The sequence below is a fragment of the Rugamonas violacea genome, from assembly GCF_016461825.1.
Classification (GTDB): Bacteria; Pseudomonadota; Gammaproteobacteria; order Burkholderiales; family Burkholderiaceae_D; genus Rugamonas.
The window spans coordinates 1-11,174 of the sequence record NZ_JAEMNU010000149.1 but is presented as its reverse complement, the minus strand read 5'-3'; the positions used below and the strand labels follow the sequence as shown (position 1 = coordinate 11,174).

3 protein-coding genes and 1 pseudogene are annotated in these 11,174 nt (G+C 73.6%); 3 read left to right on the top strand and 1 reads right to left on the bottom strand.

Annotation, left to right across the window (positions count from 1 at the left end; all coding sequences use genetic code 11):
- Positions 1–163: 163 nt before the first annotated feature.
- Positions 164–3,139 (bottom strand): PepSY domain-containing protein, encoded by a 2,976-nt coding sequence (locus H7U20_RS27645; RefSeq protein ID WP_199762352.1) that lies wholly within the window; start codon positions 3,137–3,139, stop codon positions 164–166.
- Positions 3,140–3,531: 392 nt separating this feature from the next.
- Here H7U20_RS27645 and H7U20_RS27640 point away from each other — a divergent pair, with 392 nt between their 5' ends.
- From H7U20_RS27640 to H7U20_RS27630, 3 genes and pseudogenes are all read left to right on the top strand, one after another.
- A complete protein-coding gene (locus H7U20_RS27640; protein ID WP_199762351.1) occupies positions 3,532–9,714 on the top strand; it encodes a LuxR family transcriptional regulator in 6,183 nt (2,060 codons plus the stop codon).
- Positions 9,715–10,173: 459 nt separating this feature from the next.
- Positions 10,174–10,815, top strand: a complete 642-nt coding sequence (locus H7U20_RS27635; protein WP_233411138.1) for a toxin co-regulated pilus biosynthesis Q family protein — start codon at positions 10,174–10,176, stop codon at positions 10,813–10,815.
- Positions 10,812–11,174, top strand: a pseudogene (locus H7U20_RS27630) (PilN family type IVB pilus formation outer membrane protein); the annotation flags it as partial. The gene H7U20_RS27635 and the pseudogene H7U20_RS27630, both read left to right, overlap by 4 nt.

Sequence of the window (11,174 nt, the reverse complement as noted above, 5' to 3'; positions counted from 1 at the left end):
GACCTTTCGAGGTGATGCGGACACGGCGGGTTTGTCGTTTGTGGGATGGGAATTGCGCCGCCGGGCGATATGCGCGCGTCCATGCTGCTTCAGACGGCAGGCGGGGTATGGCGGGAACTCATGCGGGGCATGGATTCCCGCCTGCGCGGGAACGACAATGCTTTTAGTAGACGTCGCGGCGGTAGCGGCCGGCGGCGGCCAGGTCGTCGAGCGCGTCGGCGCCGAGGATCTCGGCCAGGGCCGCGTCGACGCCGCCGGCCATGCCCCGCAGGCTGCCGCAGACATACACGACGGCGCCGTCGGCGATCCAGCCGCGCAGCTCGGCGGCGGCGGCGCGCAGGCGGTCCTGCACGTATTCGCGGCGTTCGCCGTCGCGCGAGAACACCAGGTCGAGACGCGGCAGCAGGCCGGCGGCGCGCCACCGCGCGATCTCGTCGGCGCAGATGCTGTCGCAGGCTGGTTCGCGCTCGCCGAACAGCAGCCAGTTGCGCCGGCGGCCCGCCAGCGCGCGGGCGCGCAGGTGGGCGCGCAGGCCGGCGAAGCCGGAACCGTTGCCGATGAAGATGGCGGGGCCGTCGAGTTCTTGCGGCGCGAAGCCGGGATTGGCCAGCAGGCGCGCCTGGATGGCGCCGTCCAGCGGCGCGTGCGCGCTCAGCCAGCCGGAACCGACGCCCAGGCCGCCCGGATGGCTTGCCTGGCGCACCAGCAGTTGCAGGCCGCCGTCCTGCGGCAGCGAGGCCAGCGAGTAGCTGCGCGGCGCCAGAGGACGCAGTTGGTCGGCGCAGGCCTGGGCCGATGTCATCGGCATGGCCGGCGCCGGCAGGATGCTGCGCGCCAGCGCCTCGTGCAGGCTGCAAACCACGCTGCCCAGGCGCACCGAGGCGCTATCGTCCAAGCCGCTTTGGCGCAACCAGGCGGCGATGGCGCCGTGCGGATTGCGCGGCAATACTTCCAGCAGCGCGCCGGCTTGCCAGTGGGCGCCGGCGGCGTCCAGCATCACCTCATACAGCGGGCCGCCCTGGCTGCCCGGATTGAGCAGTGTGCGCCCGATCAGCCGCCAGTCCTGCCAGGCGAGCGCCGGGCCGCCGGCAAGGTGGGCAGCGGCAGCGGCATCGGCATCGGCAGCAGGGACGGCGGCAGCGTCGGCGGCGGCGATGCCGCTCAAGGCGTCGACGCCGCACAGCCGCGCCAGCGATTGCGACCAGCGCTGCAGCGCGACGGCGTCGCCGTCGTCGACTTCAATGGCGGGGAACAGCGGCGCGGCGCCGAGGGCGCGCAGGCGCTCGTCGAGGGCGCGGCCGAAACCGCAGAAGGCGCTGTAGTGGCGGTCGCCCAGGGCCAGCAGGCCGAAGCGCAGGCCGGACAAGCTGGCCGCGTCGGCCTGGTTCAGCAGGCGGGCGAAGCGGCGCGTGCCGTCCGGCGGCTCGCCCTCGCCGAAGCTGCTGGCGACCAGCAGCACCTGGGCGTAGCCGAGCAGGTCGGCGGGGGCGAGGCGGTCCAGCGACAGCACCGTGGCGGCCGCGCCGGCCTGGCGCAGGGCGGCGGCGCTGCGCAGCGCCAGGCGTTCGGCCGAGCCGGATTGGCTGGCGTAGGCCAGCAGCGTGGTGGCGGCCATGGCGCCGGCCGGCGCGGCGATGGCGGTGTCGGCCAACCGCGCCCGTGCGGCGCGGGCGGCGCGCTTGAGCTTGCGCCGGCCCAGGTAAAGCATCCAGCCGGTGATGCCGAACAGCGGCATGGCCAGGCCGGCGATCATCATCGCCAAGCGGCCGGGCAGGCCGAAGTAGGTGCCCATGTGCAGCGGATAGAAGGTGGTCAGGAAGCGGTCGCGCAGGTTCAGGTCGGCGTAGCGTTTGTCCTGGGTGATCTTGCCGCTGGCCGCCAGCACGGACATGCGGTTGCGCGCCTGCTCGTGCGGCGCGGCGGCGCCCAACCAGCTGATCTGGATGGGCTGCGCGGCCTTCTCGGGGATGCGCAGGCTGGCCATGCGCCAGTCCGGCGCCTTGCCGACGAAGCTGTTCCAGGCCAGAGCCAGCGTGGCGCCGTTGGCGCCAGTGGCGGCGCCGTTCGTGCCTGCGACGGCGGCACCAGCGGCGGCACCGGCGGCACCAGCGGCACCAGCGGCGGCACCGGCGGCACCAGCGGCACCAGCGGCGGCACCGGCCGCACCGGCGGCGCCGTCCGATGGCGCGGCGGCCGTCGGCTTGCCTGCCGTCTTGGCGCTCGCCATGGCGGCGGCCATATCGGCCGGCTTGCCGGCGGCGTGGTTCAGCGCCGCGCGCGGCGGCCGGCCGGCCCAGCTCTCCAGGCTGTCGCGCACGATGTCGAAGCTCCAGTACAGGCCGGTGCCGGCCAGCACCAGATACAACGGCAGCACCCAGGTGCCCAGCACGGCGTGCAGATTCCACAGGAAGGGGCGGCCGCGCAGCGCCGGGTCGAAGGTCAGCCAGGTGCGCCAGGACAGCGGCCGGCGCGGCCAGCGCAGATACAGGCCGCTGGCGGCCATGCCGATCAGCAGCAGCGCCAGGGTGCCGGTAAGCGGGTCGCCGGCCTCGCGCGGCAGCAGCAGCCAGCGGTGCAGCGCCTCTATCCATTCGAAGGCTTCGTGGCCGCGCAGTCCCTGCGCCGCGCCGGTGTAGGGATCGACGTAGATCGATTCGCCCCGGCGCTGGCCGGGCAGGGGCGCGAAGATCACGCGCGTGGCGGCCCCCGCTTCGGCGTAGACCATTATCGTGCTGATGCGGCGCGTGCCGTGCACGCGGGCCACGGCGGCGGCCACCTCGGCCGGCGCCAGCGCGGGTTCGCCGCGCGGCGCCACCTGGCGCACGGCGGGGTTGAGCAGGTCGAGGCATTCCTCGCGGAAGGCGAGCAGGGCGCCGCTCAGGCCGATCACCATCAGCAGCGTGCCGCCGGTGATGCCGACCAGCCAGTGCAGTTGGAACCATACTTGGCGCCAGCCGGGCAGGGGCAGGGGCAGGGGCAGGTGCGGCGTCGGGCGGCGCGTGGCGCGCGCCTGGGCCGGTGGAGCCGGCGGCATGGCCGGCGCCGAGCGTGCCGCCGCTGCGCCGGACGCCGCCGGCAGCGACGTGCTTGCGCCGGCGCTGTGGTCGCGGCCGTCGCCCTGTCGCGAGCGGGCGCTCACGGCGCCACCTTCCGGCCCAGTCGGATGCCGCCCGGCTTGTCGCCGGCGTTGAGATGCGGGAGGAAACGGCGGGAGGGGCAGGGCCTGGTCATGGGAGCGAGCACTTTCTGGCGAGGGTGGCGGCGACGAACGAGGCTGGCATCATACTATAAATGAGAATCATTATCACCATGGGGGGAGGCGATAGACGCGACGGGGCGATTTTTGTGTGGGCATTGCCGGCTCCGGCGTGGTAAATTCCCAGCGGCTATGAATTGCTGCACGGCAAGGAGTCGCGCACCGTCCCGCCGACCCGGTCGATCCGGCCGGCGGGTGCGCCGGAGCGGCCCATCCCCCCGCATATCGTTCGACATGCCAGGAAACATTGAATCGTACCGACAGTCGGGAATGTAATGGACACAGTCAGGGATCTCCCTTCGGCCTATCCGCCGGCGCAAGCGCCGCCGCGTCGCGCCGGGGCCGTCTTGCACGGGCGCGACGGCGAGCGCGCGGCCCTGCGCGAGGCCTACGCGCGGGTGGCGGCCGGCGGCGGCGTCGAACTGCTGATGCTCAGCGGCGGCGCCGGCAGCGGCAAGTCGGCGCTGGCGCACAGCCTGCGCCAGCCGGTGCTGCTCGCGCGCGGCTGGTTCGGCGCCGGCCGCGGCGAACCCGGCGGCTACCCCTACGCCTGCCTGGGCCAGGCCTGCGGCGAACTGGTGCGCCAGGTGTTGACCGATAGCAAACCCGGCGTCGCCGCCTGGAAGGTGAGGTTGCAGGCCGCGCTGGGCGGCAACGCCCAGCTGATGGTGGCGCTGGTGCCGGCGCTGGAGCGTTTGCTGGGCCGGCCGGCCGCGCCGCCCGTGCTGCCGCCGCTGGCGGCGCAGCAGCGCCTGCGCGCCGCCTTCCGCGACCTGCTGGGCGCCTTCGCCCGGCCCGGCCAGCCCTTGGTGCTCTTCCTCGACGACCTGCAATGGGCCGACCCGGCCAGCCTGGCGCTGTTGCGCGACCTGCTGGGCACCCCCGGCCCGGCCGCGCTGTTGTTGCTGGGCGCGTATCGCCAGCCGCCGGCGCCGGCCGGCGCGCCGTTGGCCCGCCTGATGGCGGCGGCCGTGAGGGCCGGCGTGCCGCTCACACGCATCGACTTGGCGGCGCTGCCGCCGGAGGCGCTGGGCCGGCTGGTCGGCGAACGGCTGTCCTGCCGGCAGGAGGACGGCGCCGCGCTGGCCGACTTGTTGTGGCGCCGCGCCGCCGGCCTGCCCGGCATGGCGCTGCGGCTGCTCGATTTGCTGGACCAGCAGGGGTTGTTGCGGCTAGAGGCCGATAGCGGGCGCTGTCATTGGGACGCCGGGGCCGTCGCGGCGGCCGCCTGGCCGGCCGGCCTGGACGCGTTGGCGCGGGCCCGCTTGGCACGCCTGACGCCGGCCAGCCGGTGGATGCTGGGTCAATTGGCCGGCTTGGGCGGCAGCGCCGGCGGCGCCAGCCTGGCCGTGGTGTGCCAGCGGACGGCGGCGGCGCTGGCGCCGGCCTTGGACGAGGCGGAACGGGCCGGCCTGTTGTGGCGCGACGGCGCACGCTATTGCCTGCAGCGGGAGTTGCTGGACGAGGCGGCGGAACACTTGCTTGCCTCGGCCACCAGCGGCGAGGCCGAGGCGCTGCGCAAAGGTTGGCTGCTGCTCGCCGCCGCCGGCCCGGCAGCGCGGGGCGAGGCCTTGTTCGAGCTGCTTGCCCAGCTCAATCGCGGCGCCGGGCTGATCGCGGACGGCGCCGCTCGTCGCACGCTATACCGGCTCAACTGCGCGGCGGCGCAGCAGGCCAAGGCGATGTCGGCGCACGCCGCCGCCGCCGACTATCTGCGCCAGGCCGGTCGCCTGCGTTCGGCCGCCGCCGCCAGCGCCGCCGCCAGCACCATCGGCTTCGGCCTCGGCGTCGCCGCAATCGATATCGACATCGCCGCCGCCAGCGGCATCGACATCGCCGCCACCGCCCAGCCCCCCGCCGCTCATTGTGCCGAGGCCGGTGCCGCTTACGTCAGCGCCGCCGCTGCCAGCGACGCCGATGACGCCAATGACACCGATGACGCCGATGACAGCAACGGCGCCGGCCAGTTGGCTTGGCGGCTCGACCTGGCCGAGTCGGCCAGCCTGGCCGGCCAGCACCAACCGCTTGAGCGCCTCGCGGCCGAGCTGTACCAGACGATGGCGGACGCGCGCGGCGGCGGCGGCGCGGCGTGCGCGCGGCGCGCGCTGGCCCGCCTGGCGTTGCTGCGCGCCGGCCTGCACCGTTCGGCCGGCCGCTTCGGCGAGGCCCTGGCGCTGCTGCTGGACGCCGCGCGCCACTTCCAGCCGGCCTTGCCGCGCCAGGCGGCGGCGATCGACGCCGCCATCGCGGCGCAGCGCGTGGTGCTGGCCTGGCGGCCGGGCCGGTCCGACATGGCCGGCCTGGCGTTGGCAACGGCGCCGGTCGACGCCGACGCGGCCGCCCTGATCGACCTGCTGGCCGCCGCGCAGGACTGCGCCTACCTGGCCTGCGAGCAGCTGTTCCCGCTGATCGTGCTGAGCGCGCTCAACCTGTGCCTGCGCCACGGCCATCCGGCGTCGGCGGCGTTGATCTACGGCGGCTACGCCATGCTGCTGGCGGCCGACGGCGAGATCGCCGCCGCGCACGACTACGCCGAGTTGGCGCTGCGCCTCAACGCCAGCCATGGCGACGCCCCCGGCCGCGCCGCGCTGCTGGCGATCCAGGCCAAGTTCGTCCATTGCTGGCGCCAGCGCCACGCCGCCTGCGCGGCGCTGGCGCGCCAGGCCTTCGACGCCTGCGTGGCGGCGGGCGAGCAGCTGTACGCCAGTTGCGCCGCCTACAGCGTGGTGCAGATCGGCCTGGAGCGCGGCGACGCCATCGAACTGTGCCTGCACCAGTCGCGCGACTACAGCGACTGGGCCGGGCGCTACGGCAATCCGCCGATCCACCAGATGCTGCGCCTGCAACAGCAGGCCATGCTCGACCTGCAGGGCGCCACGCCGCGTTGCGGCAGCTTCGACGACGCCGGCTTCAGCGAGGCGCAATGCCTGGCCCTGCTGGCCGCCGCCGGCTTCGCCGCCGGCCTGGCCGAGTACCAGCTCATGAAGTTGAGGGCGGCCTATCTGCACGGCCGCTACGACGAGGCGCTGGGGCACGGCCAGCAGTCCAGCCGGGCGTTGCGCAGCGGCCCGGCCGGCATCAGCGAGGCGACCCATTGCTATTACTACGGCCTGACGCTGGCGGCGCTGCACGCCGCCGCCGGCGCCGCGCGCCAGCCGGCCATGCTGGCTGAGCTGGCGGAGCAGCTGGCCCGGCTGGCGCGCTGGGCGCGGCACAACCCGGCCGACTTCGAGCACCGCCACGCCCTGTTGGCGGCCGAGATCGCGCGCATCGAACTGCGCGAGCTGGACGCCATGCGCCTGTACGAGCGGGCCATCGAGCAGGCCGGCGCGCACGGCTTCATCCAGCACGCCGCGCTGGCCAAGGAGCTGGCGGCGCAGTTCTACCGCGCCGGCGGCTTCGCCCGCAGCGCCGACGCCTATCTGCGCGAGGCGCGCGACGGCTACCAGCGCTGGGGCGCGGCGCGCAAGGTGGCGCAGTTGGAGCTGCGGCATCCGCAGTTGCGCGGCGGCGCGGCGGCGGCGCAGCTGGCCGGCGCCGAGGACCTGCTGCTGCAAACCAAGCTGGCGCCGCCGCCGATGCCGGAGCGCCTGCTGGCGCTGCCCCGGCTGGAGCGCCAGCTCGACCGCGCCGGCGCGCGCCGGCTGGTCTGTTTGGTGGCGCCGGCCGGCTATGGCAAGACCACCACGCTGGCCCGGCTGCGCGCCGGCGCCCAGGCGCGCGGCGTGCGCGCCGGCTGGCTCAACCTCGACCGCGGGGACAACGACCCCTTGCGCTTCCTGCACGGCCTGGCCGCCGCCCTGCAATGCGCCGCGCCCGAGCTGGGCGGCGCGGCGTTGGCGCTGGCGCGCGCCGGGCGCGGCGCCGCGCCGGCGCAGGAGCCGGTGCTGCGCGCGCTGTACCGCGAGCTGGCCGGGCTGGACGCGCCGCTCGCCCTGTTCCTCGACGACTACCACGCCATCGACAACCCGGTGGTGCACGAGGCGATGAACTGGCTGCTGGCCCAGCACCTGCCGCAACTGACCTTGCTGCTGGCCTCGCGCGCCGACCTGCCGCTGGCGCTGAGCAAGCTGCGCCTGGCCGACCAGGTCCACGAGCTGCGCGCCGACGAGCTGGGCCTGGATGTCGAGGAGGCCGGCCGCCTCGTCTCGACCGTCAGCGGGCGGCCGCTGGCGGCGGCGCAGCTGCACGCGCTGCACCAGCGCACCGAGGGCTGGCCGGCCGCGCTGCAACTGGCCGCGCTGGCGCTGCGCCGGGTCGACGACGCCGCCGGCTTCGTCGCCGCCTTCTCCGGCAGCGACCGCGACATCACCGCCTACCTGGGCGAGATCGTGCTGGCGCAGCTGCCCGCCGAGACGGTGGAGTTCTTGCTCAGCAGCGCGCTGTTCGAGCGCTTCTCGGCCGACTTCTGCGCCACCGCGCTGGGCCTGGCCGACGCCGCCCGCCTGCTCGACGGCGTCAAGGCGCAGCAGCTGTTCCTGGTCGCGCTGGCGCCGGAGCGGCGCTGGTATCGTTACCACCACCTGTTCGGCGACTACCTGCGGGCGCGCTGCCTGCGCGCGCGGCCGGAAAGCGCCCGCGCGCTGTACCGCCGTGGCGCCGCCTGGTTCGAGCGGCAGGGCCGCGTGGCCGAGGCCATCCCCTGCGCGCTGGCCGGCCAGGACTATGCCCGCGCCGCCGACCTGATCGTGGCCCACGCCTACCAGCTGGTGCACCTGCGCGACCAGGACGCCACGCTGCTGAGCTGGATCGCCGCGCTGCCGCCGCAGTACGTCGAACGGCGCCCGGAGATCAAGCTGCCCGGCATCTACGCCTATCTGATCAGCTACCGCTACGCCGAGGCCGAGGCCGAGATCGCCAAGCTGCAACGGCTGTTGGCCAGCGCCGCGCCGACGGCGACAGCGGCAATGACCACGACAGCGCCGGCAGCGACGACGGCGGCGACGGCGCCGCAGCCGGACGACGTGGCGCGCAAGACGCTGATGATGCAGGCCATCTTCCACGCCCTGAGCGGGCGCGTCGCGCCGGCCGCGCAAATCTGCCGGGAGTGGCTGGCGCGCTGGGGCGAGAGCGATCCCAACGACGTCGGCAACATGCTGGTGGTGCAGGGTTACAGCGCGCTGGTCGGGCGCGACTACGCCGGCGCCGTGGCGCACTTCCTGGCCGCCAAGCGCTCCTACCGCCACTGCCCGCGTCCGCCCAACGGCCTGGCCTGGGCCGAGACCCTGCACGCGTTGGCGCTGTGGGAGCGCGGCGACGTGCTCGGCGCCGAGGCCCTGCTGGGCGCCGTGATGGGCGCCAATCCGCAGCGCTTCGATCCCTATCCGGCCTGCTACGGCAGCTGCCTGATCGCCCTGGTGCAGGCGCAGAGCTGCTACGAGCTGAACCGCATGGCCCGCGCCGAGGCCCTGCTCGACCAGGTGTTCGCCTTCACCAAGGCCAACGGCTGCATCGAAACCACGATGGCGGCCTACCTGACCCGGGCGCGCATCCTGTTCTGGCGCGGCGCGGCGGACGCCGCCGACGTCTGCCTGGCCGAGGGCATGGCGCTGGCCGAGCGCAACGGTCTGGCGCGGCTGCGGCGCACCTTGGCGGCCGAGCGCGTCGACCTGCAACTGAAGGCCGGCCGGCCGCAGGCGGCCCGACGGATCGGCCAGGAGCTTGAGTCCGAGCCGGCCGGCGCGGCGCCGGCCGCCGACGACATCGGCGTGCGCATCGCCGTGCTGCGCCTACGGCTGGCCCAGGTCGGCGGCGGCGAGGACAGCGCCGCCGCGCTCCTGCTGGCGCAGTTGCTGGCGCAGGCGCGCGGCGAGGGGCGCCACGGCTGGACGGTCCGCCTGCTGTGCCTGCAGGCGGGCTGGCAGTTGCGTGGCGGCCGCGACGAGGCGGCCCGGGACAGCCTGCGGCGGGCCTTGGCGCTGGGCGCCGTCCACGGCCAGTGCCGCTCCTTGGCCGACGAGTGTGGCGAACTGTTCGGCTTGATCGAGCAGATCCGGCTCGGCGCCGTGCGCGGCACCGAGCCGGACCAGCAGCCGCCGGACTATCTGGAGCGGCTGTTGCAGGCCTGCGAACGGCGGCCGGCCGCCGGCGGTGAGGCCGGCGCCGGCCACGACGGCCACGACGGCCACGCCGGCCAGGATGGCCACGCCGGCCACGATGGCCAAGATGGCCGCGACGGCCGCGACGGCCGCGACTGCGCCGGCACCGCGCCGGCGCCGTCCGCGCCGTCGACGGCGGCAGCGGCAGCACCGCCGGCCGGCGCCGCCGAGCAGTTGTCCGAACGCGAGGTGCAGATCCTCAAGCTGGTCAACCAAGGGCTGAGCAACCGCAAACTGGCGGCCCTGCTGTTCCTGTCGGAGGCCACCGTCAAGTGGCATTTGCACAACATCTACACCAAGCTGCACGTCAACAACCGCACCAGCGCGCTGGCCCGCGCGCGCGAACTGCTGCAACTGTAGCGCCGCCGCCGCGCCGCGCGACGGTGCGCGCCCTGACGCCCGCCTTCGCCTCGTTCGCCGCCGTTTCCCCCACCGTTTCTTCCTCCATTTGCTCCACCGATCCGCCCGCATTTTGGCCAAAGCACGCCGCTTCGCCTCGTCCGCGCGCGACTGGTCAGTACCGCATTGATAGCGTGTTTCGCCGCTATTGGTCGGGAAAACCAACCTTTTGGTTGGCCAGTTATTTCATTTGTAGTGCTTTAATGAATATTGACCATTTCGCAATATGAATGTTTTTCTTGCATTTTCTTTTCCGCATTCAAAAAAATGAATCGCGGCGGGGGCCGGCCCGGAGTTCGTCGCCGGCCGCCGGAAAAGTTGAAAAAATCATAGCGGCGCGGGAACTATCGGGCGGCGGCGGCCACTTATTTGCACGCCACCGGGCAATCCACTATCGAATGCGTTTGAAGAGGGATGGACATGATGGATATACGAAGCAAAGCACGGTTGAGGGCGGCGTTGTCCGCCCATCTGGCCGGCGCCCTGATGTACGGCATCTGCGTGCCGGTCCTGGCGGCGCCGTCCGCCGCCGCCACGCCGGCGGCCGCCAAGCAAAGCCGGTCGCTGAAGCTCGAGCGCGCATTGCGCTTCGCGCCGGCGGCGCCGGCCAACGCCGATTGCGACGACGACGACGGCGGCGCACCGCTGGACGCCGGCCTCTTCACCTTGGGCGGCGCAACGCCCGGCGCGCCGCTGGCGGGCAGCGGCGTGTTGTCGGCGCAGCCGCCCGACGTCGCCGAGCTGGCGGAGAAGAACATCGTCATCGTTTCGCACAGCCGGGCGGCGGTCGCCTTGAGCGAGGCGCCGAGCAGTTGGGAGATCGTGCCGACCGACCGCACCCTCAACGCCGCCTTGGCGCGCTGGGCCGCCCAGGCCGGCTGGCAACTGGTCTGGGAGTTGCCGGTCGACTACGCCGTCGACGCCCGCACCAAGGTCAGCGGCAGCTTCCAGGACGCCGTGGCGATGGTCGCCAAGGGCATGGAGGGGGCCGAAATCCCGCTGAAAGCCATTTTCTACGCAGGCAACAAAGTGCTGCGCATCGTGCCCAAAGGAGTCGAATGATGAAGCTCAGACTGTTGGCGGCAGTGTCCGCCCTGGTGTTGCTGCCGGCTTGCAGCGGCCTGGTGGAAAAAATCGACCGTGACTTCCCGCAGAAGGAGGCCAGCGCCTCCGGCCTGGTGAGGGATGTCGGCCGGACGGCGCCCGGCGTGGTCGCCGCCGCCAGCGCGCCGGTGACGCACGAGCAGGGCATTTGGTTGGGCAAGAACATCGTCAAGGTCGGCCCGGCGGCCCTGCCGCCGATCTTCTACGAGCCGACCACCTTCGACCGCAGCGTCAACTCGCTGGCCGAGCTGGCCGAGCGCATCACCCTGCGCGCCGGCATCCCGACCAAGGTCAGCCCGGACGCGCTGGGCGCGGCC

Coding starts and splice junctions, on each gene's coding strand:
- H7U20_RS27640 (WP_199762351.1), top strand. CDS start 3,532: ATGGACACAGTCAGGGATCTCCCTTCGGCCTATCCGCCGGCGCAAGCG.
- H7U20_RS27635 (WP_233411138.1), top strand. CDS start 10,174: ATGATGGATATACGAAGCAAAGCACGGTTGAGGGCGGCGTTGTCCGCC.